The following is a 25,485-nucleotide window of genomic DNA, read 5'->3' on the forward strand; positions in this document are numbered from 1 at the left end:
CCGGGCCGGGCCGGGCCTAAGGAACGGGAAAAGAGCGCGGGCCGGACGACAGCAGTCGTCCGGCCCGTCGCCTTTCGCGGGGTCAGCGGCCGAGGGGCCAGGCCACGGCCGCGGGGGTCTGCTCGGAGGTTCCCGCGTACTGGGCGCAGGCGTCGGTCAGGGTTTCGAGCAGCGTCAGCGGGTCCGGGAGCGGGTGTTCCACTCCGCGCAGCCATGCGACGCGCTGCTCGCCCGGGAGGGCGGCCGGCGGCAGGAGGACGTAGCTGCCGCGGCAGTGCCAGCGCAGGCCGGGGTGTTCGTCCATCGTCTCGGGGTGGCAGTCCAGCTCGCAGGGCCACCACTCGTCCTCGTCCTCCGGCGTCCCCCGGGTCGCCGTGAAGAACAGCATGCGGGCCTGGTCGCCCGTACCGCCGGACTCGGCCACCGGGCCGACCTCCACGCCGGCAGCCAGCAGCCGGGTCAGGGCGTCGCGTCCGGCTTCCAGCGGGACGTCCAGGACGTCGTGGACCATGCCGGTCGCGGTGATGAAGTTGGCCTGGGGGTGGTTGCGCGCCCATCGTTCGATCTGCGCGCGGTCGGTGGTCGCCTGGGTCTGCCAGGCGAACGAGACGGGGTGTCGCGCGGGCGTCGGACAGCCGATGCGGTCGCAGGAACACCGGTAGCCGGCCGGGTGGGCGGCGGGGGCGATCGGGAGGCCGGCGGCGGCGACGGCCAGGAGGAGGGCCTCGCGTTCCCTGCCGGGGTCTTCGGGAGCCGGTTTCGAGCGGCGGCGCAGCCACTGGGAAATCCTGCTCTGCTCGCCGCGTTGGACGCGGCCGGACTCAGACCCCATCTATCCCCTCACCTCACCGTTGCCCCCGGCGGACCTTCCCATGGTCCCACCCTCCGGGGTGCCGGGTGACCGCACCCCCGCACCGGGCCCGCCCATAAAGGCAGAATTCGGCCATATGTTCTCGGTCACGCGGGACTGCGTGACGCGGCCCCGGGTCTTTACGCGGTGCCCAGCACGGCGTCCACCAGCGCGTCCGCGAACGCGTGCGTCAGGGGAGCCGTCCGCAACAACCAGCGGTACGTCAGCGGGCCGAGCAGCATCTCCGTCATCAGTCGCAGATCCGCTCCCCCCGCCAGCTGCCCCGCCACCCGCGCGCTGCGCAACCGGTCCTCGTACAGGGCGAGCTGGGGGGCCAGCAGCCGCTCGGTGAAGCGCGCCCCGAGCTCCGGGTCGGTCGCCCCGGCGGCGGTCAGGGCGCGCAGCGGGGCGTCGTACGACGGGTCGTTGAACTCGTCCACCGTGGCCCGCAGCACCCGCTTCAAGTCGGCGGCCAGGTCGCCGGTGTCCGGGAGGCCGGTCCTGCCGTCCGCCGTCGCGGCGTCCCCGGCCAGCGCCAGGGAGGCGTCGAGCAGAACGGCCGCCTTCGAGGGCCACCAGCGGTAGATGGTCTGCTTGCCGACCCCCGCGCGGGCGGCGATGGCCTCGATGGTCAGCTTGTTGTAGCCGACCTCCCCGACGAGGGCGAGCGCGGCGTCCAGGATGGCCCGGCGGGACCGGTCGCTGCGGCGGGTGGGATCGGGGGCCTTGGTTCCGGGCGCCGTGGCTTCGGGCCTCGTGCCTCCGGTGGGTGCGGCCCCGGGGGTCTTGGTGTGGGGAGTCCTGCTCATGCCCTCAACGTACCAACGCGAGACGGACCGTCTTCCGGTTCCGGTCATTCCGATAAACCACCCAATCAGTTCACTGCGCGGTCCACGTCGAGGAGAGACGATTCTCTGCACACGCACAGCACACGCACCGCGAGTCAGTCGTGAGGAGCCTTCTTTGCGCAGAGACGCCACACCCCGGCGCTACCTGATGTGCCCACCCGCGCACTTCAAGGTCACGTACTCCATCAACCCGTGGATGGACCCCGCGAAACCGGTGGACCTGCCCCTCGCACAAGCCCAGTGGGAAGACCTGAGGGACCGCTACCGCGCCCTGGGCCACACCGTCGAGACCCTGGTTCCGGACCCCGCACTGCCCGACATGGTCTACGCGGCCAACGGCGCCCTGGTCATCGACGGCCGCGTGCTGGGGGCCCGGTTCGCCTACGCGGAACGCTCCGCCGAGGCGGAGATCCACCTGGAGTGGTTCCGGACCCACGGCTTCCGGGACATCCACGAGCCGTCCCACATCAACGAGGGCGAGGGCGACTTCGCCGTCACCGCCACCTACATCCTGGCGGGCCGGGGCTACCGTTCCAGTCCGCTCTCGCACGACGAGGCGCAGGAGTTCTTCGGCCGCCCCGTCATCGGCCTCGACCTGGTGGACCCGCGCTTCTACCACCTGGACACCGCCCTGTGCGTCCTGGACGGCGACGAGATCATGTACCACCCGCCGGCCTTCTCGCCCGGCAGCCAGGCCGTCTTGCGGCGGCTGTTCCCCGACGCCCTGATCGTGGACGACGAGGACGCGGCGGCCTTCGGCCTGAACTCCGTCTCCGACGGCCTGCACGTCCTGCTCCCCCAGGCCGCGGCGGGTCTGCTCACACCCCTGCGCGAGCGGGGCTTCGAGCCGATCCCGATGGATCTGGGCGAGCTGCTCAAGGGCGGTGGCAGCATCAAGTGCTGCACGCAGGAGCTGCGGCCGTGACGGCGCCCTGACCCCGGGGGGTCAGCGCGGCTCGGGGGCGGGCGGCCAGTCCTGTCCCCAGTCCGCGTCCCGCGCCGCCTTGTAGAGGTCACCGTGGCGCTTGGTCACGGTGGCCCGGGTCAAGCCCTCCTGCGGCGGACCGCACAGGTCCAGCAGGACCAGCCCCTTCCGGATCTGCGGCCTGCGCGTGATCCGGGAGGCGGCCGGCTCCACGGGGAAGCGCGTCGCGGCCACGTAGCTGAACTTCTCGTCCTCGTACGGGAGGGAGCCGCCCTTGACCTGCCGGTGCAGCGAGGACCGGCTGACCCGCGCCGAGAAGTGGCACCAGTCCTGGCCGACCTCGATCGGGCAGGTCCCGTCGTGCGGGCAGGGCGCGGCCACCGTCATCCCGGCGTCGATCAGCTGCCCGCGGGCCTCGCGGATGCGCAGGTAGCCCTCGGGGGTGCCCGGCTCGATCAGCACCACCGCCCGGCCGGCGCGCGCCGCCTCGGCGACGACCGCCCGGCGGGCCTCCACGGTGAGTTCGCCGAGCACGTACGACACGGTCACGAGGTCCGCCTCCGGGATCGTGGTCCCGGCGCCGATGACGGCCCGGCGCCACTCGGCCGCGCGCAGCACGGGCGACGAGGAGCGCGAGGCCAGTTCCCGGCCCAGGGCAAGCGCCGGCTCCGCCCAGTCCAGCACCGTGGTGGCGCGCGGGCCGTCCCAGGTGGCGTCCGCCGCCCAGGTCGCGGCGCCGGTGCCGCCGCCCACGTCGACGTGCGAGCCCGGCGACCACTCGGGCGCGGCCTCCGCCAGGGCGTCCAGGGCGGAACGTACGGCTTCGAAGGTGGCCGGCATCCGGTACGCCGCGTACGCCGCCACGTCCGAACGGTCGCGCAGCACGGGCACGTCGGTGGGGATCGTGCCGCGGTAGTTGGCGATCAGCCGCTCGACGGCCGCCGAGGCCTGCTTCGGCGGCAGCCCGTCGAGCAGCCCGCCGAGCGCGGAGCGCAGGGTCTCGGCGGTGGTGGGACCGGAAGCGGGAAGGGCGGCGGAGGCGTTCACCCGGGAAGTTTACGGCGCCCGGCGCGGGCCGCGCCCCGGCCGCGGCCGGCGGCCGCCCGAGGCCGCCTACTGACCCGCGGCCACCAGCGGCTCCCGGTTCTGCCACGGGCGGCACAGCCCGAGGAAGCAGGCCGCCGACAGCAGCGCGCAGACGAGCTGGACGAGCGCCATCGGCACCGCCGTGTCCTCGCCCGCGATGCCGACCAGCGGCGAGGCGACCGCCCCGACCAGGAACGAGGAGGTGCCGAGCAGCGCGGACGCGGACCCCGCGGCATGCGGCGTACGCATCAGCGCCTGCGCGTTGGTGTTCGGCATCAGCACGCCCATCGCCGACATCAGCACGAAGAGCCCGGCCGCCATCGGCGCCAGCCCCACCTTCCCGAACGCGCCGCCCGCCATCAGCAGCAGGGCGACCGCGTCCACGGTGACGACGGCGAGCCCGCAGGCCAGGACCTTGTCCAGGCTGACCCGGCCCACCAGCAGCTTGCCGTTGATCTGGCCGACCGCTATCAGGCCGACCGAGTTCAGGCCGAACAGCAGGCTGAACTGCTGCGGCGAAGCCCCGTAGATCTCCTGGACCACGAACGGCGAGGCGGAGATGTACGAGAAGAGCACCGCGAACGCGAAGCCGCCGGCCAGGGTGTACCCGGCGAAGACCCGGTCGCCGAGCAGCCCGCGCATGGTGCGCAGGGCGGCACCCACGCCTCCGGTGTGGCGCCGCTCGGGCGGCAGCGTCTCGTCGAGCGCCCGCCACACCACCAGCGTCAGTGCCGTGCCGACGGCGGTGAGGACGACGAAGACCCCGCGCCAGTCGGCGAAGCGCAGCACCTGGCCGCCGATGAGCGGGGCGATGATCGGGGCGGCGCCGGAGATCAGCATCAGCGTGGAGAAGAACCGGGCCATCTCGACCCCGTCGTACAGGTCGCGCACGATGGCGCGGGCGATGACGATGGCCGCCGCGCCGGCCAGGCCCTGGGCCAGCCGGAAGCCGACGAGGAGTTCGGTGGTGGGGGCGAGCGCGCAGACGGCGGTGGCCAGCACGTAGACGATCATGCCGGTCAGCAGGGGCCTGCGGCGCCCCCACTTGTCGCTCATCGGGCCGATGACGAGCTGGCCCAGTGCCATGCCGGCGAGGCAGGAGGTCAAGGTCAGCTGGACCGTGGCGGCGGGGCTGTGCAGGGCGGAGGTGACCTGCGGCAGCGCCGGCAGGTACATGTCCATGGACAGCGGCGGCAGAGCGGTCAGCCCGCCGAGTATGAAGGTGACGAGCAGGCCGGTTCGGCGCGCCGCCGGAGAGGGGTGCGGGAGGGCGGACGACGGCTTGCGGCCGCGGGCCGTCCCAGGGACTCTCTCCGGCATGCGCAACTCCACTCTCGTCGTCGGCTCGTCGTGTCTCGTCGGGTCTCGTCGTACGTTTTCGCACCTTTGACCGACCCATGCTCTCAGCTGTCGGAACGTCCGCGGGCGAATGTCCGCTGTGACGTACCCTGCGGCCCCATGAACGCACCTGGGAAGAAGATCGCTGTGGTGACCGGGGCCGGCTCCGGCATCGGCCGCTCCGTCGCCCTCGCCCTGGCGGCCGCGGGCTGGTCGGTGGCGGTGGCCGGGCGCCGTGCGCAGCCGCTGGAGGACACCGCCGAGGCGGCCGGGGACGGCGCCGACATGCTGTGCGTACGGGCGGACGTGAGCGATCCGGACGAGGTGGACGCCCTCTTCCGAACCGTCCGGGAGCGGTACGGGCGGCTCGACCTGCTCTTCAACAACGCCGGCACCTTCGGCCCCGGCGGGGTCCCGCTGGAGGACATCACGTACGAGGCCTGGCGCTCGGTCGTGGATGTCAACCTGACCGGTTCCTTCCTGTGCGCGCAGGCGGCGTTCCGGCAGATGAAGGCGCAGGACCCGCAGGGCGGCCGGCTCATCAACAACGGCTCCATCTCGGCGCACGTGCCGCGCCCGCACTCCATCGCCTACACCGCGACCAAGCACGCCATGACGGGTCTGACGAAGTCGCTGTCGCTGGACGGGCGGCCGTACCGGATCGCGTGCGGGCAGATCGACATCGGCAACGCGGCGACCGAGATGACGCAGCGCATGCAGAGCGGCATCCTCCAGGCCAACGGGCAGCTGGCCGTGGAGCCCGTGATGGACGCGGCTGACGTGGCGCGCACGGTGGTGCACATGGCGGAGCTGCCGCTGGAGGCGAACGTGCAGTTCGCGACGGTGATGGCGACTGCCATGCCGTACATCGGGCGGGGCTGAGCGGACGGGAATGACGGCCGGTGTCCCGGGAGTTGGGCTGATCATGACTGATACGACGGAACCGACCCGGGTGCTGCGCTACACCGCCTTCTCCACCGACCCGGCCGGCGGCAACCCCGCCGGGGTCGTGCTCGACGCGAGCGCGCTGGACGACGAGCGGATGCTCGAGATCGCGGCGGAGCTGGGGTACAGCGAGACCGCGTTCCTGACTCCCCCGCCGCAGGACCTGGACGCCGAGCCCGGACGGGGCTTCACGCTGCGGTTCTTCAGCCCGAAGGCGGAGGTCTCCTTCTGCGGGCACGCCACCGTCGCCACCGCCGTCGCGCTGGGCGAGCGGATCGGTCCGGGCGCACTCGTCTTCGCGACTCCGGCGGGCACCGTGCCGGTATCGGTGACCGAGGCCGACGGGGGCCTGCGGGCGGTGCTGACCAGCGTCGAGCCGCACACCGAGGCCGTGTCCCCCGAGGACCTCGCCGAGGCACTGGCCGCGCTGGACTGGCCGGCCGCCGACCTCGACCCGGCCTTCCCGCCGTGCATCGCCTACGCCGGGGCCCGCCACCTCGTGCTCGGCGCCGCGACCCGCGCCCGCTTGGGCCGCCTGGACTACGACTTCGCCCGGCTGGAGGCGCTGATGCGCCGCCTGGACCTCACCACGGTCCAGCTGGTGTACCGCGAGGGCCCGGAGCTGTTCCACGTCCGGGACCCGTTCCCGGTCGGCGGCGTCGTCGAGGACCCCGCCACGGGGGCGGCGGCGGCCGCGTTCGGGGCGTACGCGCGCGAGCTCGGGCTGGTCCCGGAGGGGGCGACGCTGACGCTGCGCCAGGGAGAGGACATGGGCCGGCCCGGGGTCCTGACGGTGGAACTGCGGCCGGGTGACGCCCGGGTGCGGGTGGGCGGCGCCGCGGTGGCCCTCGCGTGACGGGCGCGGCCGCGTGATCGAGGTGTACGAGGTGCTCCCGGCCGGGGTCGCCGCGCAGGTCGGGGCGCTGGAGGCGGTGACCTGGCCCGGGGCGGGGTCCGGCCACGACCCGGCGCTGGCCCCGCGCACCGTGGTGCTGTGGGACGGGGACGGGGAGGGGGCCGGGGAAGGGGCCGGGGTGGTGGCCGCCTGCCTGACCCTGCTGCGCAAGGAGATCCGGTTCGCGGGCGGCACGTACCGCGCGTCCGGGCTCAGCGCGGTGGTGACCCGGCCGGAGCTGCGCGGGCGGGGCCTCGGCGGCCGCCTGGTGAGGGCGGCCCGTGAGCTGCTGGCCGCCGACCCGGAGGTGGACGTGGCCCTGTTCAGCTGCGACCGGGAGCTGACCCCGTTCTACGAGGCGGCCGGCTTCGCGCACCTGCCCGGCACGGTCCTGCTCGGCGGCACCCCGGCCGATCCGCTGCCGAGCGACCGGCCGGGCTTCGACAAGTCCGTCCTGGCGGCCTTCTTCACCCCGGACCCGGCGGCCACCCGCGCGGTGTTCACGGCCGCGCGGATCCCGTTGTACCCGGGGCCGGTCGACCGCCTCTGGTAGCAGCGGCCGCCCGGTCCCGGCTCAGTGGATCTGCGTCACCACGACGTCCAGCGACCACGGCTTCGCCGGCTTGCCCGGCTCCTGCGCCTCCACCGCGTAGCCCAGCTCCCGCAGCGCCTCCACCAGCTCCGCGGGGCTGCCCGGTACCGCGCCCGCCAGCAGCAGGTCCCGTACCAGCCGGCCCTTCGTCGCCTTGTTGAAGTGGCTCACCACCGACCGCTTCTCCACCCCGTCGACCACCTGGGAGTGCAGCACCCGCACGGTCGCCGTCCGCCCCGCGACCTCCCCCTTCGGCTTCCAGGCCGACGCGTACGCGGAGGAGCGCAGGTCCAGCACGAGGCCCTCCCCCGCCGCCTGTGGCATGGCCTCCGCCATCGGCGTCCGCCAGTACGCGCCCAGCGCGCCGAGCCCGGGCAGCTTCACGCCCATCGAGCACCGGTAGGTGGGGATCCGGTCCGTCATCCGCACCGCGCCCCACAGCCCGGAGAACACCAGCAGCGACCGCTCGGCCCGGGCCCGCGCCGGCTCCGGGAGGCCGGCCAGGCCGAGGGCGTCGTACAGCACCCCGGTGTAGATCTCCCCGGCGGGCCGCGCGACGGCCGACCGCAGCTCCGCGTTCTTGGCGACCTCGCCCCGCAGGCCCTCGCTCAGGCCCAGCACCTCGCGCGCCTTGGTCTCGTCGGCCGCGCACAGTTCGACGAGCTCGTCCAGCACGGCCGCCCGTGCCCCGGCCAGCCCGGGCAGCGACAGCGATCCCAGGTCCAGTGGTGCGCCGGAACCCCCGGCGGCCTTTCCCTCGGAGGGCGGCAGCAGCACGAGCACGGTGGTTCTCCTTCGGTACGACACGGCGCAGGGGGTGCGGCCCCCGGCGCCCAGCGTAAACGGCGCGGCGCGGGCGGACCGACGCGTCCGCCCGGCGGGATTCGACGGGCAGTACGGGGCCGCCCCCCATAGGCTCGGTCCATGCCACGCCGTCACCTGCACATGACCGGCGCGGACGGGGCCGCGCTGCGGGCCGCGCTGCGCGCACTGCGGACGAGGCTGGGCGCGCCCAAGCAGTTCCCCGCCGCCGTGATCGCCGAGGCCGAGTCGGCCGCCGCGCACCCCCGCCTCCCGTCGACCGACGTGACCGGCATCCCCTTCTTCACCATCGACCCGCCCGGCTCCGTCGACCTCGACCAGGCCATGCACCTGGCGAAACGTCCCTCCGGCGGCTACCGCGTGCACTACGCGATCGCCGATGTCGCCGCCTTCGTCACCCCCGGCGGCGCCCTCGACGCCGAAGCCCACCGGCGGGTCACCACCCTCTACTTCCCCGACGGGAAGGTCCCGCTGCACCCGGCCGTGCTCTCGGAGGGTGCGGCCAGCCTGCTGCCCGGCCAGAGCCGCCCCGCGCTGGTGTGGCGGCTCGACCTGGACGCCGACGGCCGGGTGGAGAGCGCGGAGGTGCGCCGGGCCCTGGTCCGCAGCCGGGCGAAACTCGACTACGCCACCGTCCAGGAGGCCATCGACTCCGGGACGGCGGATGAGGCCCTCGCTCTGCTCAAGACCGTCGGGACGCTCCGCGAGGCCCTGGAGGTGGAGCGCGGCGGGATCTCCCTGAACGTGCCCGAGCAGGAGGTGGTGGAGCAGGCCGGCTCCTACGCGCTCGCCTTCCGGGTGCCGCTCCCGGCGGACGCCTGGAACGCCCAGATCTCCCTGATGACGGGCATGGCCGCCGCCGACATGATGCTCGCCGCCGGGACCGGGATCCTGCGCACCCTGCCCAGCGCCCCCGACGGCGCGGTCGGCCGGCTGCGGCGAGCGGCGAAGGCCCTGCGGATCGACTGGCCCCACCACGTCCCGTACGCGGAACTCGTCCGCTCCCTCGACCCGCACCTGCCCGCCCACGCCGCCTTCCTCCAGGAGTGCACGACCTTGCTGCGCGGCGCCGGGTACACGGCCTTCGCCCCCGGTCAGACCCCCGTCCCGCTGCTGCATGCCGCGGTGGCGGCCCCGTACGCGCACTGCACCGCACCGCTGCGCCGGCTGGTCGACCGGTACGCCGGTGAACTGTGCGTGGCGGCGTCCGCCGGGGCCGAGCCGCCGGAGTGGGCCGTCGCCGCACTGTCGGCGCTGCCGCACGAGATGGCGGAGGGCACCCGGCTGGCGAACACCGCGGAGCGGGAGTGCGTGGACCTGGTCGAGGCGGCCGTGCTCAAGGACCGGGTCGGCGAGACCTTCGAGGCGACGGTGATCGACGTGAAGGAACACGAACCGCAGATCGGAACGGTCCAGCTGGAGGACCCGGCGGTGGTCGGCCGCATCGAGTCCCCCACGGCGCAGCTGCCCCTCGGCGAACGCATCCGCGTCCGTCTCACCCGGTCCGACCCGGGCACGTCCAAGATCCTCTTCGCCCCTGCCTAGGCCGTCTGGTCCGCGGGTCCGCGCCTCAGGGCGGCGACCACCGCGCGGGGGTCGTCGGCGTGGAAGCGGACCGTACGGGCCCGCGCGCGGGCCCCGAGCGGCCGGACGAAGTCCAGCGGCCGGGCCAGCTCCAGGGTCACCGTGGTCTGACCGCCGACCACCAGGTCGAGCACCCCGTCCTCGGACACCGTGACGAGCCGCCCCTGGGGGTAGCGGCGCTCCACCCGGACCGAGGCCACCGCGTCCGGCGGGACGGTGAGGCCGAAGAGGACCCCGTAGCGGATCCGCAGCGAGCCGTCGGCGCGCACGACGTGCGGCCGCTGCACGCAGGCGGCGTGCAGGGCGAGCACCGCCAGGACGCCGTACCCGTCGAGGACCAGCAGCACCCGGGCCACGACGGGCCAGGGGACGAGGAGTTCCAGGGCGACCGTCTCCACCAGGGCCACGAACAGCAGCCCGTACATCATGGCCGTCTGCGGTCCGGTGTACCCGGCGGCGACATCGCCCCCGCCGACCCCCTGCGGCGGCTTGCGCAGCACCCACCGCCCGAGCGCGGCTGCGGCCCGCACTTCGTTGCCCACCAGCCGCCGCACAGCCCCTACGCCCCTCATCCCCGGACCCGTTCCGCGAAGGCGTCCATGACCCGGCGTACGACTTCCGCCTGCGCGGGGGCGTACTCGGCGAGCAGGGCCTCCTTGAACCCGGGGAGGTCGAGGCCCGTGCCGGGCGCGATCGCCGCGAACGCCTCGTCGGGGACTGCCGCCACCAGGTCGGCGGCGAGCGCCGGGATGCGGGGGTCGTCGGCCGCGGCGTCGGCGAGCGCGTCCAGCCTCTCGTACAGGGCGAGTACCGCCGGGTCGGCGGCCAGCAGGGCCAGTGCGGCGTACAGCTCCCGGGTCCCGGCACCGGTCGCGTCGAGCAGCGTCAGGTGCTCCCGGTCGAGCACGGCGCTGGGCGAGGACGTCGGCGGCGCCTCGTCGAGCAGCCGGGCGAGCGCGGGCGGGGCGTCCCCGCCGGACAGTTCCGCGAGCCGCCGCCGGCGTGCGGCCAGTTCGTCCTGTTGCCGGGCCAGGTCCGCGTCGAGCTCCGCCAGGATCTCGGCGAGCTCGCGCCCCGCGTCGTCGGCCAGGACGTCCCGCACCTCGTCCAGGCCCAGCCCGAGTTCGGTCAGCCTGCGCACGCGGGCCAGCAGGACGGCGTCCCGGACGGTGTACGTCCGGTACCCGTTGGTCAGCCGCGCCGGTTCCGGGAGCAGGCCTATGTGGTGGTAGTGGCGTACCGCCCTGGTCGTGACTCCCGCCAGGGCGGCGATTTCTCCGATCCGCATGGCGCCCAGTAGAAACCCTGCCGCTGCGGCAAGGTCAAGCCGTGACGGCCGAGCCGGTAGCATGGTCGGCACGACAGACGAGTCGGCCGGGCGGCCGCGTCGGGGTCCTCGGATCCCGCCGAGGAACGTCCGGGCTCCACAGGGCAGGGTGGTGGGTAACGCCCACCCGGGGTGACCCGCGGGACAGTGCCACAGAAAACAGACCGCCAGGGGCTTCGGCCCTCGGTAAGGGTGAAACGGTGGTGTAAGAGACCACCAGCGCCTGAGGTGACTCAGGCGGCTAGGTAAACCCCACCCGGAGCAAGGTCAAGAGGGGTCGTCTCCGGACGGCCCTGCGCGGACGATCGAGGGCTGCCCGCCCGAGTCCGCGGGTAGACCGCACGAGGCCGGCGGCAACGCCGGTCCTAGATGGATGGCCGTCTCCCCGGCGACCGCGAGGTCTCCGGGCGACAGAACCCGGCGTACAGGCCGGCTCGTCTGTCCTCCGTCGCAACGGCCCGGAGCCCCCGCCACAGTGTGGCGGGGGCTCCGGCGCGTGTGCCTAGCGCAGGTGCGAGGTGTCGTTCAGGAGGCGGACCGAGGCGTTGCCGTCGGCGTAGTAGGCCACCGCCGACAGCGAGGCGGCCGACAGTTCCATCTTGAACAGGGACTCCGGGGGCGCGCCGAGCGCGAGGCGGACCAGCGTCTTGACCGGGGTCACGTGCGTGACCAGCAGTACCGTGCGTCCCGCGTACGCCTCCAGCAGGCGGTCGCGGGCGGCGGACACCCTGCGGGTGACGGCGGTGAAGCTCTCGCCACCGCCCGAGGGGGCCGCCTTCGGGGAGTCCAGCCATGCCTGGAGGTCGTCCGGGAAGCGCTCCCCCACCTCGGCGAAGGTCAGGCCCTCCCACGCACCGAAGTCCGTTTCGCGCAGGCCCTCTTCGATGACGACCGGCAGTCCGAGCCGGTCCGCCACCGCCTGCGCGGTCTCCCGGCAGCGGCGCAGCGGGGAGCTGACGACGGCCTCCACGGTGCCCCGCGCGGCCAGCGCCCCCGCCACCGCGGCGGCCTGGCGGCGGCCGGCCGGGGACAGTTCGGGGTCGGAGCCGCCGCTGCCGGAGAAGCGCTTCTGCGGGGTCAGCGCCGTCTCGCCGTGGCGCAGCAGCACGAAGGTGGCCGGGGTACCCAGGTCGGGACCCCATCCCGGCGCCGGCGCCGGCGTGGCGGGGCCGGGCTCCGCGAACAGGGTGTCCGCCGCCTGCTCGGCCCCCGCGGCGGGTGCCGGCGTAACGGATGGGGCGGCGAGGGCCGCGCGGACCGCGGCCGCCCCTGCCGTGGCGTCGCCGGGAGGGCCCGACGGCGGCGGGGTCGCCAGGGCGCGCGCCACCGAGTGGTCCAGGGCGGCGGAGGAGGCCGACGGCTCCCACTGCCGGCCGTTGCGGCCCGCGTCCATGGCCTCGTTGGCGAGCCGGTCCGCGTGCTTGTTGCGCTCCCGCGGGATCCACTCGTACGTCACCTGCGCGCGTGGCAGGATCGCCGCCGCCTCGGTGGCCAGCGGCTTCATGTCCGGGTGCTTGATCTTCCAGCGGCCCGACATCTGCTCGACGACGAGCTTGGAGTCCATGCGTACGAGGACCAGCGCGTCGGGGGCCAGCTCGCGGGCGGCTTTCAGCCCGGCGATCAGCCCCTTGTACTCGGCCACGTTGTTCGTCGCGACGCCGATGTACTCGGCGCGCTCGGCCAACGTCTCGCCCGTGGCCGGGTCGAGGACCACCGCGCCGTAGCCGGCGGGCCCCGGGTTGCCCCGGGATCCGCCGTCCGCCTCCACGACGAACCGGACGAGCCTCGGCATCAGATCCCCGAGTCCGCCGTACGGACCAGGATGCGGCCGCAGTTGTCGTGGCGTACGACCTGGTCGCGGGCGGCGGCCTTGATCTCGTTGACCTCGGCCATGTCGAGCTCCAGGCGGCAGCCCTCGCAGCGGCGCTGGTACAGGCGCGCGGCGCCCACGCCGCCCTGCTTGACGCGGATCTTCTCGTACAGCGCCATCAGCGCCTGCGGCATGGAGGCGACGATGACCTCGCGGTCCTTGGTGATGCCCGCGGCCTCGGCGTCGAGTTCGGCGGTGGCGGCGTCGCGGCGCGCGGTGGCGTCCGCGAGCTTGGCCTCCAGGCCGGAGACCCGCTCGGTCAGCTCGGTGACGCGCGCCTGCGCGGCCTCCAGGCGTTCCATGACCTCCAGGACCACGTCCTCCAGGTCGCCCTGACGCTTGGCGAGGGAGACGACCTCGCTCTGCAGGTTCGCCAGGTCCCGGGCCGAGATGCCCGCGCCGGAGTCCAGTCGCGCCTGGTCGCGGGCCGCGCGCTGGCGGACCTGGTCGACGTCCTGCTCGGCCTTGGTCTGCTCCCGGGCGGCGTCGCTGGCCTGCGTCTGGGCGGCGACGAGCAGGTCGCGCTGCTGGGTGAGGTCCTTGGTCAGGGAGTCGACCTCGGCGTGCTCGGGCAGCGACTTGCGCTTGTGGGCGAGCTGAGACAGCCGGACGTCCAGGGCCTGGACATCGAGAAGTCGGATCTGGTCGGCGGGCTCGGCGTTCAGTTGGGGGCTCCAGGGTTGGTAGGGGAGGTGACGGACGGCGCGTGCGCCGTCCACGGGTCGGTGACCGTGCGCGAGACGTGGGTGCGAAGACCCCAGCCGTGGCGCTCGGAGATCGCGTCGAGCTGCGCGGCGGCCTGCTCGCACCAGGGCCACTCGGTGGCCCAGTGGGCGGCGTCGACGAGCGCGAGCGGGCTCTGCTCGCGGGCCTCGGACGCGGGGTGGTGGCGCAGGTCGGCGGTGAGGAAGGCGTCCACGCCGGCGGCGCGGACCTGCGCGAACAGGCTGTCTCCGGAGCCGCCGCTGACGGCGACGGTGCGGATCAGCGCGTCCGGGTCGCCGGCGGCGCGGATGCCCTGCGCGGTGTGCGGCAGGCGGGCGGCGGCGCGGGCGGCGAAGGCGCGCAGGGTCTCGGGGTGGTCGAGTTCGCAGATCCGGCCGAGGCCGCGGCGGCCCGCGGGGTCGGTCGGGTCGGGCACGAGGGGGCCGGTGACGCGCAGGTCCAGGGCGCCGGCGAGGGCGTCCGAGACGCCGGGGTCGGCGGTGTCGGCGTTGGTGTGGGCGACGTGCAGCGCGATGTCGTTCTTGATCAGCGTGTGCACGACGCGGCCCTTGAAGGTGCCCGCTTCGACGGTGGTGGTGCCGCGCAGGTAGAGGGGGTGGTGGGTGACGACGAGGTCGGCGCCGAGCCGCACGGCTTCGTCGACGATCTCCTGCACCGGGTCGACCGCGAACAGGACCCGGGTGATCTCGGCGTCGGGGTCACCGCAGACGGTGCCGACGGCGTCCCACTGCTCGGCCCGCGCGGGGGGCCAGAGAGCGTCGAGGGCGGCGATGACTTCGCAGAGACGGGGCACGGGCCAAGGCTACCGTCCGTGGCGGCCGCTGGTGGCGGTGCCGGGGGACCCCGGCACCGCGCAGCACAGCCACCCCCCGCGCCACATCCGAATCGCCGGGCCGCCACCCGTATGTGTGAAGCGGGTGAGGTGGTGCTGTCCGTCAGGAAGTGCGAAAACTAGCTTCCTCACCGGAGGTGACGCACGGATGACTGTCTGTGCCATCGAGATGACGACGGCTGCCGCGTTCACGATCGCGGCGGACGGGGCGTACGCCGCGCGGCTGGCCGGGGAGGGCCAGGCGCGGTACCCGGAGCGCTGGACTCTGGCCGGGCCCGAGCCGTACGCGGTGCCGCTGCCGCTCGGGCAGCCGGAGGAGGCGGACAGCGAGGTGCTGCCGCTGACCGACGGGCGGGTCCTGATCCACCGCCGGGTCGCGGACCGGCACGCCTTCGCGCTGCTGTACCCGACGGGCGGCGCCGGGGCCGGGCCGCGCACCGGGGAGCTGCCGCTCGGCGCCGTCGTCCCGGCTTCGCAGGAGGTACGGGTCTTCCTGCTGCCGCCGTCCCCGGACGGGCACGGCGCCTACGCCCTGGCGGTGGCCGCCGAGGAGACGGTCCTGTGGCAGGTGGCCGGGGCTCCGGGCGGGCCCCGGCGGGCGGCGATCCTCGCGGGCCGCTGCTCGGGCGGCGTCTGGCTGGACCGGGCGGGCCGGCTGCTGTCGCTGGACCGGGAGCTGGAAGGCCGCACCAAGGCGGTGGTGGTGGACCTGGCCCGGGGCGGGGAGGTGACCCCGCTGCTGCAGATCGCCGAGCACAGCGACGACCGGCTGCTGCTGGCCGAGCCGGACAGCGGGCTGCTGCTGATCCGCTCCGACGCGCCCGGCGAGCCGCGCCTGGCCTGGGGGGTGCTGGGCAGCGAGCGCCCGGTCCGCTTCCCGGAGTGCCTGCGGTCGGCGGACGCGGTGCCGTTCGCGGTGCAGCCGGGGCAGGCGCTGATGCCCGAGAGCTGTGGGGTCGCGCTGCGGGTGCCCGAGGGCATCGCCCTGTGGCGCCCGGCCGACCGGCAGGTCTTCCGGATCTCCGCCCCGATGGGCTGGCTGGGTGCGGGGCTCTGGACGCCGCAGGGGGTGCTGCGCCTCCCCTGCGCCACGCCGGAGGTGCCGTGCGCGGTCGTCACCCTGGCCCAGCCGGTGCCCCCGCCGCCGCCGGTCCGGATCACGCCGCCCGTGGCACCCCGCCCGGTCCCCCTCCAGCAGGCCCCGCTGAACTGAGGCGGAGCGTTTCGTGACGCACGCGCCCTTTCGTGACGGTGCTCAGGCCGGGGCGGCGTCTTCGGGCCGCGCGGACCGGTGCTTCACCCGGGCCCGGTAGGCCCGCGACCGGCAGGGGGGCGAGCAGTACCGCGCGGGCCGGCCGGCCGGCCGGTCCCCACCACTGCCGGGTCCGGACAGCGGCCCGCCACAACCGGCGCAACGGGCCACGGCCCCGGCCTCGGGGGCGGGCCCGTTACCGGGCTCCGGCTCCCGTTGCGGGCCGGGGGCCGAAGCCGCGGCGGGGCAGCCGGTCAGGCCCTGCCGCTCGGCGATGACCCCGGCCTGGAAGCGGCTGCGGGCGTCGAGGCCGTCCAGGATCTCGGAGACGTGACGGCGGCAGGTGCGCAGGGAGATGCCGAGGCGGCGCGCGATGGAGTCGTCCTTGAGCCCCTTGGCCAGCAGGACCAGGATGCTCTGCTTCATGGTCTCGGAGATGTCGTGAGCGGCACGCGGACCGGTGGCGAACGGGGTCGCCTGCTGCCAGTCGCGTTCGAAGACGTCCAGCAGGTAGGCGAGCAGGTCGGGTTCGCGGATGATCAGGGCCCCACCGGACCGGGCGGGGAGCAGCGCCAGCGCCGAGTCCACCACGATCATCTGCGGCAGGACCTCGGGAAGGGTGCGGATCTCCGCACCGGCTTCGATGAGCTGCGCGGCGTGGCCGCGCGTGGCCTGGTCGAAGCGGGTGGCGTGCTGGTAGAGGCTGCGCATGCGGATGCCGCGGCCGAGCAGCGCCACGTCCCGGGGCAGCGCCTCGCGCAGCGCGGCGGCCGGGAACGCACCGCCGTGTTTGGAGACGAGCACCTCGCTGCGGCAGGAGTCGATGACGTCGGACAGCAGCGCCCGGACGGCGAACTTGTCCGGCAGGTGGTCGATGGTGCCCTGCGGGAAGGCGTGCTGGCGCGCCTGGAGGTAGACGGGCAGGAGCGCGGCCAGCCCTTCGCGCTGGTCCTGGATGCGCTGGCGCTGTTCCCGCAGGGCCTGCTCGTGCGCGCGCAGCGCGGCGTCACTGTCGGACAGCAGCCGCGCGGCGGCGGCCTGGGGACTCACCGGCTGCCAGCCCGCGGGCTCCTGCCCCCCGCCGCCGGGCAACGGCTGGAAGAGGCAGGCTCCGGTGAGCGTCCGCACCGCCTCGCGGCACTCCTGCTCGCTCAGCCCGGTCTCGGCGGCCGCCTGCGCCAGGGCGGCGGGCAGGAGGAGCTCGTGCACGATCGTCCAGCGGTAGAGCGTGACCGCCGCACTGTCGAGACCGGGGATTCCGGTCACGGGGTCCGCCCCTGCCTTCGGCTCCATGGCGTTGCCTCCTAAAGATGCATGACACACAGATGATCCTCTGCGGAGCTGTCGGCAGGCGGGACCGACTGCCGGGCTGGTGGCATCGGCCGGGATGTTCGGCCGAAACCCTCCCTCATGGCCAGGAGTTGACGTGATGCGTTTGGTCGCCGTACGAGCACTGGTCGCACTGGTACTGGGCACGGGTCTCGGCTGGTCCGCCGCGGCCGCGTACGGCGACGGCGGCGCCCCCGACCATGCATCGGTCGCCGCCGCCTCCGGGGAGGGTCGGCCCGGCAAGCACTGTGTCGTGACGACGGCCTGGGGCGACGCGTGGTGCCCCGGCAAGCCGCTCGACTGAGCCGCCCGGGAGACCGGGTGAGGGGGCGGCGGACGCCATCCGCTGCCGGTTGGGTGGTGTGGGCCCGACCCCGCTCTTCGATTGATGAACGCCCGCCGTTTGACGAGCAAGCCCATCCGAGCGGAAAGAAACATCGTCACCCACAACGGATGCGGCAGCAGTGGCCGTCGTCTGCTGGTGGCCGGCCTGTGCGCGGCGAGCGCCGTCGCGGTGCTGGGCGCCGGCGCCGGGAGCGCGCAGGCCGCCGGCTACCGGGTGTCTGGCGGCACGTACGCGGATTCCACGCAGTGCATACAGGCCGGTTCGCTCAGCATCGGGCTCGGGCTGTACAGCCGCTACGAGTGCAACCCCAACTGGGGGTTCCCGGGTTCGAGGTGCTGTTGGCCCGGTAGCGGAAGCGTGCCGCCTCAACGAGGGCCGGGTCTACGTCGCCATGCTCCTCAACCCGGCGGCGAAGGACGTCAGGTAACGCCGGGTACACCGACGGGTGTGGTGCAGCCGGAACCCCTGGTCCCGGCCGCACCACACCCGCTCCGAATACCGGCTCCGGGGGCCTAGTCGTGCTTGAGGCCCAGGACCTCCGCCGCCGCGAAGGTCTCGTTCGGCGGGCGGGAGTCGTAGTGGGAGGTGAGGAGCCCGTCGAGTTCCTCGAAGGTGAACGCCTCCTTGGAGGTGTCGAACTTCGCGGCGACCTTGGGGCGTTCCATCACCGCCACGATCCCGCCGTGCACCACGAACAGCTGCCCGTTGACCTTCGCGGCCGCCGGCGAGGCGAGGTAGCCGACCAGTGGGGAGACGTGCTCGGGGGCGAGGGCGTCCAGCTTGCCCTCCTCCGGTTCCTGGAAGCCCGTGAACACGTCCTCGGTCATCCGGGTACGGGCGCGCGGGCAGATGGCGTTGGCGGTGACCCCGTACTTGGCCAGGGCCAGGGCGGTCGAGGTGGTCAGGCCCACGATTCCGCCCTTGGCCGCCGCGTAGTTCGGCTGGCCGGCGCTGCCGCCGAGGAAGGCCTCGGAGGAGGTGTTGACGATCCGGCCGTACACCGGGCCGCCGGCCGCCTTCGACCGCTCCCGCCAGTGCACGGAGGCGAAGTGGGTGGTGTTGAAGTGGCCCTTGAGGTGGACCCGTATCACCGAGTCCCACTCCTCCTCCGACATGGAGAAGACCATCCGGTCCCGCAGGATGCCCGCGTTGTTGACCAGGACGTCGAGCTTTCCGAAGCTGGCGACCGCCAGTTCCACCAGCTCGCGCGCCTGCTCGAAGTCGGCCACGTCACCGAGGTGGGCCACCGCCTGTCCGCCCGCGGCCCGGATCTCCTCGGCCACCTCCTGCGCCGGGGCCGCCGACGCCTCCCCGGAACCGTCGCGGCCGGGCTGGCCGAAGTCGTTGACGACCACGCTCGCCCCGAGCCGCGCCAGTTCGATCGCCTCGGCCCGGCCGAGCCCGCGGCCCGCGCCCGTGACGAGGGCGCTGAGCCCCTCGAGCGGCCGCTCATGTGGCAGTGACATCTCCCGCGTTCCTCTCGTCCGGCTCAGAGTTCGATGCAGGTGCGCAGGGCCACGCCCGTACGCATCTGGTCGAGGGCGTCGTTGATCTCCCCGAGCCGCACCCGGTGCGTGATCAGGCTCGCCAGGTCCACCCGGCCGGCCCGCCACAGCGCGATGGTGCGCTCGTAGGAGCGGAGCACGTCACCGCCCCCGTACATCGAGGGCAGGATCTTCTTCTCGTCGAAGAAGAGCGAGAACATGTTGACCGAGTAGTCGTCGTCCAGCGCTCCCGCGCCGACGACCACGACGGAGCCGCCGCGCCGGGTCATCTCGTACGCGGTCCGGGTCGTCGCCGACTTGCCTACCACCTCGAAGACGTAGTCGAAGCCCTCCCCGGCGGTGATCCGGTTCTTGGCGTCGCCGAAGGCGTCCGGCGCGACCGCCTCCGTCGCCCCGAACCGGAGCGCCGCCTCGCGGCGCGAGGCGACCGGGTCGACGGCGACGACCTGCGCCGCGCCCTGCACCTTGGCGCCCTGGATGACGGAGATGCCGACGCCGCCGCAGCCGATGACCGCGACCGAGGAACCCGCCTCGACCTTCGCGGTGTTGATCGCCGCGCCGAGCCCGGTGGTCACGCCGCAGCCGATCAGGGCGGCGATGTCGTAGGGCAGGTCGTCGGGTATCGGCACGGCGCACGCGGCGGGCACCACCATCTCCTCGGCGAAGGTGCCGGTGCCGGCGAAGCCGAAGACGTCACTGTCCGCGCGGCGGAAGTTGGGCGTCGCCACGTTCCCGAAGGACTCCAGGCACAGGTGGCCCTGGCCGCGCTTGCAGGCGGGGCAGTGTCCGCACGGTGGCAGCCAGCAGACGAGGACCCGGTCGCCGATCTCGTGGGTGGTCACCCCGTCGCCGACGTCGACGACGTCGCCCGAGCCCTCGTGGCCGGGGATGAAGGGGGCGGGCTGCGGCAGTACGCCGCTCATCGCGGACAGGTCGGAGTGGCACAGGCCGGTGGCCTTGATGCGGATCCTGACCTTGCCGGGGCCGAAGCCCACGGCCTCCATGTCCTCGACGACCTCCAGCTTGTCCTGGCCGATCTCGCTCTGCAGCGCTGCGCGCACGGTGCGGCTCCTTCGGTTCGTTCGTCGGCGGGGGTTACGCGTGTTCCACGACGGTGTCGGCGAGGACCGGCGCGTCGTCGCGGTCCACGGCGCTCACCGCCACCCGCACCCGACCGGGCTCCTCCCACATCCGGATGCGCAGCGTCTCGCCCGGGAAGACGATCCCGGCGAAGCGGGTGCGGTAGGCGCGGACGCGGGACACGTCCCCCGCCAGGGCGGTGCCGACGACGGCCTTGAGGGTCATCCCGTAGGAGCACAGGCCGTGCAGGATCGGCCGGTCGAAGCCGGCGAGCTTGGCGAACTCCGGGTCGGCGTGCAGCGGGTTCCAGTCGCCGGAGAGCCGGTACAGCAGCGCCTGGTCCTCGCGGATCTGCCGTTCGACGGTACGGTCGGGCGCCCGCTCGGGCGCCTCCTCCCGGGCGGAGGGCCCCCGCTCGCCGCCGAACCCGCCCTCGCCGCGTACGAAGATCTGCGCGTCGGAGGTCCACAGCGGCCCGTCGGCGTCCTCGACCTCGGTGCGCAGCACGATCACGGCGGCCTTGCCCTTGTCGTAGAGCGCGGCGACCTTGGCGGAGGAGGTGGCGCTGCCCTTGACGGGGATCGGCCGGTGCAGCTCGATGGACTGGCCGCCGTGCAGGACGTGGGCGAGGTTGACGTCGATCCCGGGGGCGGCGAGGCCGCCCATCATGGCCATGCCGGCGCCGGCGACGGTCGCGAAGCTGGGCAGTACGTGGAGCTTGGACTCCAGGGTGTAGCGCAGCTCGTCGGGGTCGGTGGCGGGCCGGCCGGCGCCGACGCCGAGGTGGTAGAGCTGGATGTCCTTGTGGTCCCAGGCGATGTGCCCCTGGCGGGGTTCGGCGGCCAGGGCCTTGGCGGCATCGATCGGCATTCGGATGCTGCTCCTTGCTGCGTGGGTGCTCCGTGAGTGGAAGACCTCGGCGCGGTCGTCCGCACCGTCGGCCGCACCGAGGTCGTCTGCGGGGCCGCCACGGGTAGAACGCGTTCTAGGCGGCCGGTGAGGCCATGTATAACGCACCCCCACCGAGTTGTGAAGACTGCTGACCCGACGTCAGATGATCTGCATGCGGCATGTTTTCCGGGTGCGCGCGGGGCCGGGACCCTACCCTGGCGGCATGAACGAAACCGGCCGGCCCCTGCGGGTGCTGCTGTGGCCCGCGAACCCGGCGCTGGCGGTACGGCTGGGGCTGGAGCGGGACATCGAGGTGGTGGCCTCGCCGCTGGGCCGGCCGGCGGTGGCGCTGGTGGAGTCGGTGGAGGGGGTCCGGGAGGTACGGGAGGAAGCCCCGGAGTGCGCGGTCCTGCTGGCCGTGGGCTCCGCCCGCCCGGGCCTGCGCGAAGCCGCCCTCTCGGCGGGCGCGTCGGGCCTGGTCCTGCACGACGCCCCCCTCCCGGACCTCGCCCGCTCCCTCCACGCCGCCTCCCGCGGCGAACGGGTCACGGACCCGTCCCTTGACGTCCCGTAACACCCACCGCCCGCCGGGGGCCCACCCGGGCGGGGAGCCAAAGCCGATCGGCGGGCAACTCCATCCTCTCCGGCGCTTGATGGGGGGGCCGGGGTATGGCCCCACCTAGCCGGGGAACCAACCCAGCCGGGCGGCCAAGCCCAGCCTCGCCGGCGTTTGAGGCGCGGGGCTCGGGGCGGAGCCCCGGAAGGCCCGGCGCAGCCGGCCGCAACAAACCCAGCCCCGCCGATGGTTGATGCGCGGGGCCCGGAGGGGCCCACCGCAACCAGGCGGCCGGCAAATCCAGCCTCGCCGGCGATTGAGGCGCGGGGTCCGGAGGACAGGCCAACCCAGCCGGGTAACCAAATCCAGCCGGGTAACCCAACCCAGCCTCGCCGACGATAAAGGCGCGGGGCTCAGGGCGGAGCCACGGAAGGCCCGGCGCAGCCGGCCTGCCCTTGATGTCCGGCCCCGGCCGGTCCGGGCCGGTGCGGCGCCGTTGCGCAAGCGGCCCCGGCTGCGCCGGGCTTTCGGGGCTCCGCCCCGTACCCCGCGCCTCAAACGCCGGCGAGGCTGGATGGCCGCCCCGTCGAGGCGGGCGTTGACCGGCCCCGGGTATAAACCCCGGGCGGGCCGGAGTTGGGCGGCCCGGGCACAAACCCCGGCTGGAGATGGCCGCCCCGGGCCCCGGCGGGGTCGGCGTTGACCGGCCCGGGGGCGGGAGTTGACCGGCCCGGGGAGGAAGCCGGCGTTGGCCGGGGCGGGTTATCGGCGGGCGTCGGGCGCGCCGAGCGTTCGGCACTCGCTCAGGGACACCGTCACCGGCCGCTTCCGCAGGATCTCCCGGGCCCGGTACTCCCCGAGGCTCGTCGCGTACCACCGCGCCCCGCCCCGCCCCCCGTCCCGCAGCTCGTCCCGGATCCCGATCAGCGCACACGACCGCTGCGGCTCCGGCAACCGGTCCAACGCCGGCGCCGCATCCGCCGACAGGTCACGGGCGTAGGCCAGGTCGATCTTGCCCTCCTCCTGGTACCGCGTCACGTTGCTCCGCGCGATCACCCCGTCCGGGGACACCAGCCCGAACGCCAGCACCGTCACCGCCGCGCTCCCGACCACCGCCCGGGCCAGCCAGCGACCGCCCGCCACCCCGGCCGCCATCAGCAACACGATCACCAGCCCGAGCCACAGCTCCATCGTGACCACCGACAGCCGCAGCCGGGTCAGCCCGTACGCGTCCACGTACAGGTCCATCCGCCGCACGGCGGAGGCGACCACCACCAGCGTCAGCAGGCACAGCACACCCAGCACCACCCGCACGAAGCGCCGGTCGCCGGCCGTCCCCCGCGGCGCCCACCGCAGGGCGAGCGCGATGACGCCGAGCACGAACACCGTGGCCCACAGCAGCTGCCAGAACCCCTGGCGCGCATACTCGGAGTAGGTGAGCCCGGTGCTCTCCAGCACCTTGTCGTAGCCCCCGAACAGCACCGCCAACTGCACCGCGATGAAGCCCGCGAACAACAGGTTCAGCACGATCAGCGGCAGCCCCCACTCCACCCTCGACCGCGCCTTCCCCGGCGCCACCTCGATGCGGTCCCAGCGGTGCGGGGCCGCGGCCGTACGGGCGGCCGCCAGCGCGAGGACCGCGCCGAAGAGGAAGAGCAGGATCCGGAACGGCCCCTCCCCCACCGAGACGTCCGGAGCCAGCTCCCCCAGCAGGTCGGCGAACGCCGCGTCGGCGGAGGCGAACAGCGCCCCGAACACCAGCAGCAGCCCGACCGCCACCACGCTCGCCTTGGCGACGGGCAGCCAGCGCTCACGCCCGGCCCCGCCGCCCCGCTCCCGCACTCCCGCCCAGGCCCAACCGACCCCGGAGACGGCGGTGCTCAGGAATCCGAGCGGGCTCAACAGCACGCCGGGCCACCGCCGGCTCCCGTGCAGGGCCAGCGCGGCCAGCAGCACGGCGGCCAGGACGGCCAGAGTCGAGGGCCAGGCGGAGTCGCGCAGAGCGGGGACCCCGAGCAGCGCCACGCAGCCGAGGGCCCACAGCACGGACCAGGGGCGGGCGGTGCGGCCGGCCGCCCGGGCCGAGACGTAGGCGGCCACCATGGCCGGCAGGGCCGCGAGCAGCAGGCCGGGGCCCATGCCGTCGCCGAGGAAGACGGCGGTGGCCAGCCCCGCGACGAGGACGGCCACCAGGGTGGCGGTACGGATCGGCGCGGCCTGGGCGGTGCGGACGCGCCCGCCGATCGAGGCGGCCGCCTTCGCCACCGCATCGGCGTGGGCCTGCTGCCGGCGCAGCTCGTGCTGGTACATCAGCCAGCCGTGCCACGCCGCGGGATCGTGCCCGGGCATCCCGGGCGCGGCCGGGGGCGGAGCAGCGGCCGGCGGCACCGCGGCCGGGGGCGGCACCGCGCCGGGCGACGGCGCCCCCTGCGCGGCGGCGCTCCCACCCCCGGCCGCATCGCGTTCGGCCTGGTCGGCGTTGTCGGACATCAGGTTCCTCCCCTGTCGGCCGCCCCGGAACACCGGAACTGGAGGGCGGCGATGCGACAGGGTAGGCACGGCCCACAGGGTTTTGAACATATTCAAGAAACCCTTGTGTCGTGACCGTGACAAACAAGAGGGGCGGCTTCCGCTAAGGCCTCCCTACGGCTCCGGCTCCCATTACGGCCTCCGCTGCCGCTACCGCCGCAGCAGCGTCACCACCGCCGCCCCGCCCAGCCCGATGTTGTGCGCCAGCCCCACCCCCGCCCCCGGAACCTGCCGGCCGCCCGCCTCGCCCCGCAGCTGCCACACCAGCTCCGCCGCCTGCGCCAGCCCCGTCGCCCCCAGCGGGTGCCCCTTGGAGATCAGGCCTCCGGACGGGTTGACCACCCACCGTCCCCCGTACGTCGTGGCCCCGCTCTCCACCAGTTCCCCGGCCCCGCCCTCGCCGCACATCCCGAGCGCCTCGTACGTCAGCAACTCGTTGATGGAGAAGCAGTCGTGCAGCTCGATCACGTCCACGTCCCCGACGCCCAGCCCCGACGCCTCGAACACCGCCCGCCCCGCCGCCGCCGACATCGGCTTCCCGACCACGTCGATGCACGAGCCCGACGCGAACGACGCCTCCGTGTCCGTCGCCATCGCCTGCGCCACGATCTCCACCGCCTTGCCGTGCAGCCCGTGCGCGACCATGAACCGCTCCGACACCACCACCGCCGCCGCGGCGCCGTCCGAGGTCGGCGAGCACTGCAACTTCGTCAGCGGATCGTGGATGGTCTTCGCCGCGAGGATCTCCTCGACCTCGTACACGTCCCGGAACTGCGCGTTCGGGTTGTTCGCCGAATGCCGGTGGTTCTTCGCCGCCACCGCCGCCAGTTGCGCGGCCGTCGTCCCGTACCGCTCCATGTGCTCGCGCGCCGCGTTCCCGAAGATCTGCGCGGTCGGCGGCGACATCTCGAAGCCGTGCCCGGCGGCCATGATCCCGTAGTGCCGGGCGACCGGCGAGACCTTGAAGTCACCGCCGTCCGCGCCGCCGCCCAGCGCGCCCCTCTTCATCTTCTCGAAGCCCAGCGCCAGCACGCAGTCGCTCAGGCCGCCCTCCACGAACTGCCGCGCCATCATCAACGCCGTCGAGCCGGTCGCGCAGTTGTTGTTCACGTTGTAGACCGGCACCCCGCTCAGCCCGAGCTCGTACACCGCCCGCTGACCGGCCGTCGACGCCTGGAAGCAGTACCCCACCGGCACCTGCTCCACCAGCTCGTACCCGATCCCCGCGTCCGCCAGCGCCGCGCCGCCCGCCTCCTTCGCCATGTCCCAGTACTGCCACTCCCGCGACTCCGGCTTCTCGAACTTCGTCATGCCGACGCCCACGATGTACGACTTCATCCGTGCCACTGCCACTCCT

General features: G+C 74.1%; 24 protein-coding genes and 1 other RNA gene. 9 read left to right on the forward strand and 16 right to left on the reverse strand.

Going from position 1 to position 25,485, the window contains the following annotated elements; translation table 11 throughout:
* Nucleotides 1-82: 82 nt before the first annotated feature.
* Both OHA81_RS10250 and OHA81_RS10255 read right to left on the reverse strand, forming a co-directional pair.
* The gene (locus tag OHA81_RS10250; protein ID WP_329194818.1) at nt 83-832 is read right to left on the reverse strand and encodes a bifunctional DNA primase/polymerase; all 750 of its coding nucleotides are present in this window, start codon (nt 830-832) and stop codon (nt 83-85) included.
* 158 nt (nt 833-990) lie between these two features.
* Nucleotides 991-1,659, reverse strand: coding sequence for a TetR/AcrR family transcriptional regulator (locus OHA81_RS10255; RefSeq protein ID WP_329194819.1), 669 nt, complete (start codon nt 1,657-1,659; stop codon nt 991-993).
* A 100-nt stretch (nt 1,660-1,759) separates the two neighbouring features.
* On the opposite strand from OHA81_RS10255, the gene ddaH reads away from it, so the two are divergent.
* Nucleotides 1,760-2,623, forward strand: a complete 864-nt coding sequence (gene ddaH / locus OHA81_RS10260; RefSeq protein ID WP_443056757.1) for a dimethylargininase — start codon at nt 1,760-1,762, stop codon at nt 2,621-2,623.
* Nucleotides 2,624-2,644: 21 nt separating this feature from the next.
* Here ddaH and OHA81_RS10265 read toward each other — a convergent pair whose 3' ends face one another.
* Together OHA81_RS10265 and OHA81_RS10270 are read right to left on the reverse strand one after the other, a co-directional pair.
* The gene (locus OHA81_RS10265; RefSeq protein ID WP_329194822.1) at nt 2,645-3,670 is read right to left on the reverse strand and encodes a small ribosomal subunit Rsm22 family protein; all 1,026 of its coding nucleotides are present in this window, start codon (nt 3,668-3,670) and stop codon (nt 2,645-2,647) included.
* A gap of 66 nt (nt 3,671-3,736) precedes the next feature.
* Complete coding sequence (locus tag OHA81_RS10270) at nt 3,737-5,029, reverse strand: Bcr/CflA family multidrug efflux MFS transporter (RefSeq protein ID WP_329194824.1); 1,293 nt, start codon at nt 5,027-5,029, stop codon at nt 3,737-3,739.
* Nucleotides 5,030-5,167: 138 nt separating this feature from the next.
* Here OHA81_RS10270 and OHA81_RS10275 point away from each other — a divergent pair, with 138 nt between their 5' ends.
* From OHA81_RS10275 to OHA81_RS10285, 3 genes are read left to right on the forward strand one after another with little or no spacing between them, the layout of a single operon-like run.
* A complete protein-coding gene (locus OHA81_RS10275; RefSeq protein WP_329194826.1) occupies nt 5,168-5,929 on the forward strand; it encodes an SDR family oxidoreductase in 762 nt (253 codons plus the stop codon).
* A gap of 43 nt (nt 5,930-5,972) precedes the next feature.
* A complete protein-coding gene (locus OHA81_RS10280) occupies nt 5,973-6,848 on the forward strand; it encodes a PhzF family phenazine biosynthesis protein (protein WP_329194827.1) in 876 nt (291 codons plus the stop codon).
* A 13-nt stretch (nt 6,849-6,861) separates the two neighbouring features.
* Complete coding sequence (locus tag OHA81_RS10285; protein WP_329194829.1) at nt 6,862-7,440, forward strand: GNAT family N-acetyltransferase; 579 nt, start codon at nt 6,862-6,864, stop codon at nt 7,438-7,440.
* Between the two features lie 21 nt (nt 7,441-7,461).
* Here the strand turns inward: OHA81_RS10285 and yaaA are convergent, their stop codons facing one another.
* Entirely contained in the window at nt 7,462-8,262 is an 801-nt protein-coding gene (gene yaaA, locus OHA81_RS10290; protein ID WP_329194831.1) for a peroxide stress protein YaaA, read from the reverse strand.
* 141 nt (nt 8,263-8,403) lie between these two features.
* Here yaaA and OHA81_RS10295 point away from each other — a divergent pair, with 141 nt between their 5' ends.
* Nucleotides 8,404-9,846, forward strand: coding sequence for an RNB domain-containing ribonuclease (locus OHA81_RS10295; protein ID WP_329194833.1), 1,443 nt, complete (start codon nt 8,404-8,406; stop codon nt 9,844-9,846).
* Here OHA81_RS10295 and OHA81_RS10300 read toward each other — a convergent pair.
* Nucleotides 9,843-10,439, reverse strand: a complete 597-nt coding sequence (locus tag OHA81_RS10300) for a hypothetical protein (protein ID WP_443056496.1) — start codon at nt 10,437-10,439, stop codon at nt 9,843-9,845. The genes OHA81_RS10295 and OHA81_RS10300 overlap by 4 nt on opposite strands.
* A gap of 14 nt (nt 10,440-10,453) precedes the next feature.
* Nucleotides 10,454-11,173, reverse strand: coding sequence for a MerR family transcriptional regulator (locus OHA81_RS10305; protein WP_329194837.1), 720 nt, complete (start codon nt 11,171-11,173; stop codon nt 10,454-10,456).
* Between the two features lie 78 nt (nt 11,174-11,251).
* Between OHA81_RS10305 and rnpB the strand changes: the two genes are divergently transcribed.
* Nucleotides 11,252-11,653: RNase P RNA component class A (gene rnpB, locus OHA81_RS10310), an RNA gene on the forward strand.
* A 61-nt stretch (nt 11,654-11,714) separates the two neighbouring features.
* Here the strand turns inward: rnpB and OHA81_RS10315 are convergent.
* From OHA81_RS10315 to OHA81_RS10325, 3 genes are read right to left on the reverse strand one after another with little or no spacing between them, the layout of a single operon-like run.
* Nucleotides 11,715-13,004 (reverse strand): bifunctional RNase H/acid phosphatase, encoded by a 1,290-nt coding sequence (locus tag OHA81_RS10315; RefSeq protein ID WP_329194839.1) that lies wholly within the window; start codon nt 13,002-13,004, stop codon nt 11,715-11,717.
* On the reverse strand, nt 13,004-13,747 hold the full coding sequence (locus tag OHA81_RS10320; protein ID WP_329202152.1) for a zinc ribbon domain-containing protein: 744 nt from the start codon (nt 13,745-13,747) through the stop codon (nt 13,004-13,006). Before OHA81_RS10320 ends, OHA81_RS10315 begins: the two co-directional genes overlap by 1 nt.
* Nucleotides 13,744-14,601 (reverse strand): Nif3-like dinuclear metal center hexameric protein, encoded by an 858-nt coding sequence (locus tag OHA81_RS10325; RefSeq protein ID WP_329194841.1) that lies wholly within the window; start codon nt 14,599-14,601, stop codon nt 13,744-13,746. Before OHA81_RS10325 ends, OHA81_RS10320 begins: the two co-directional genes overlap by 4 nt.
* 187 nt (nt 14,602-14,788) lie before the next feature.
* Between OHA81_RS10325 and OHA81_RS10330 the strand changes: the two genes are divergently transcribed.
* A complete protein-coding gene (locus OHA81_RS10330) occupies nt 14,789-15,853 on the forward strand; it encodes a hypothetical protein (protein WP_329194843.1) in 1,065 nt (354 codons plus the stop codon).
* 42 nt (nt 15,854-15,895) lie between these two features.
* Here the strand turns inward: OHA81_RS10330 and OHA81_RS10335 are convergent, their stop codons facing one another.
* Nucleotides 15,896-17,185: a helix-turn-helix transcriptional regulator gene (locus OHA81_RS10335; RefSeq protein WP_329194845.1), complete on the reverse strand. Its 1,290-nt coding sequence runs from the start codon at nt 17,183-17,185 to the stop codon at nt 15,896-15,898.
* Nucleotides 17,186-17,318: 133 nt separating this feature from the next.
* Between OHA81_RS10335 and OHA81_RS10340 the strand changes: the two genes are divergently transcribed.
* A complete protein-coding gene (locus OHA81_RS10340) occupies nt 17,319-17,525 on the forward strand; it encodes a hypothetical protein (RefSeq protein ID WP_329194846.1) in 207 nt (68 codons plus the stop codon).
* Nucleotides 17,526-18,079: 554 nt separating this feature from the next.
* On the opposite strand, the gene OHA81_RS10345 is transcribed toward OHA81_RS10340, so the two are convergent.
* The 3 genes from OHA81_RS10345 to OHA81_RS10355 are packed head-to-tail and all read right to left on the reverse strand — an operon-like array spanning nt 18,080 to nt 21,022.
* Nucleotides 18,080-19,033: a 3-oxoacyl-ACP reductase gene (locus OHA81_RS10345; protein ID WP_329194847.1), complete on the reverse strand. Its 954-nt coding sequence runs from the start codon at nt 19,031-19,033 to the stop codon at nt 18,080-18,082.
* Between the two features lie 23 nt (nt 19,034-19,056).
* Entirely contained in the window at nt 19,057-20,133 is a 1,077-nt protein-coding gene (locus tag OHA81_RS10350) for an alcohol dehydrogenase catalytic domain-containing protein (protein ID WP_329194848.1), read from the reverse strand.
* Between the two features lie 34 nt (nt 20,134-20,167).
* Nucleotides 20,168-21,022, reverse strand: a complete 855-nt coding sequence (locus OHA81_RS10355; protein WP_329194850.1) for a MaoC/PaaZ C-terminal domain-containing protein — start codon at nt 21,020-21,022, stop codon at nt 20,168-20,170.
* A 244-nt stretch (nt 21,023-21,266) separates the two neighbouring features.
* On the opposite strand from OHA81_RS10355, the gene OHA81_RS10360 reads away from it, so the two are divergent.
* On the forward strand, nt 21,267-21,617 hold the full coding sequence (locus tag OHA81_RS10360) for a DNA-binding response regulator (protein WP_329194851.1): 351 nt from the start codon (nt 21,267-21,269) through the stop codon (nt 21,615-21,617).
* A 744-nt stretch (nt 21,618-22,361) separates the two neighbouring features.
* On the opposite strand, the gene OHA81_RS10365 is transcribed toward OHA81_RS10360, so the two are convergent.
* Both OHA81_RS10365 and OHA81_RS10370 read right to left on the reverse strand, forming a co-directional pair.
* On the reverse strand, nt 22,362-24,089 hold the full coding sequence (locus OHA81_RS10365) for a DUF4153 domain-containing protein (protein WP_329194854.1): 1,728 nt from the start codon (nt 24,087-24,089) through the stop codon (nt 22,362-22,364).
* Between the two features lie 189 nt (nt 24,090-24,278).
* On the reverse strand, nt 24,279-25,466 hold the full coding sequence (locus OHA81_RS10370) for a thiolase C-terminal domain-containing protein (protein ID WP_329202154.1): 1,188 nt from the start codon (nt 25,464-25,466) through the stop codon (nt 24,279-24,281).
* Between the last annotated feature and the right edge of the window lie 19 nt (nt 25,467-25,485).

Origin of the sequence: Streptomyces sp. NBC_00667 (assembly GCF_036226825.1) — a bacterium.
In the GTDB taxonomy this organism is placed as follows: Bacteria; Actinomycetota; Actinomycetes; order Streptomycetales; family Streptomycetaceae; genus Streptomyces.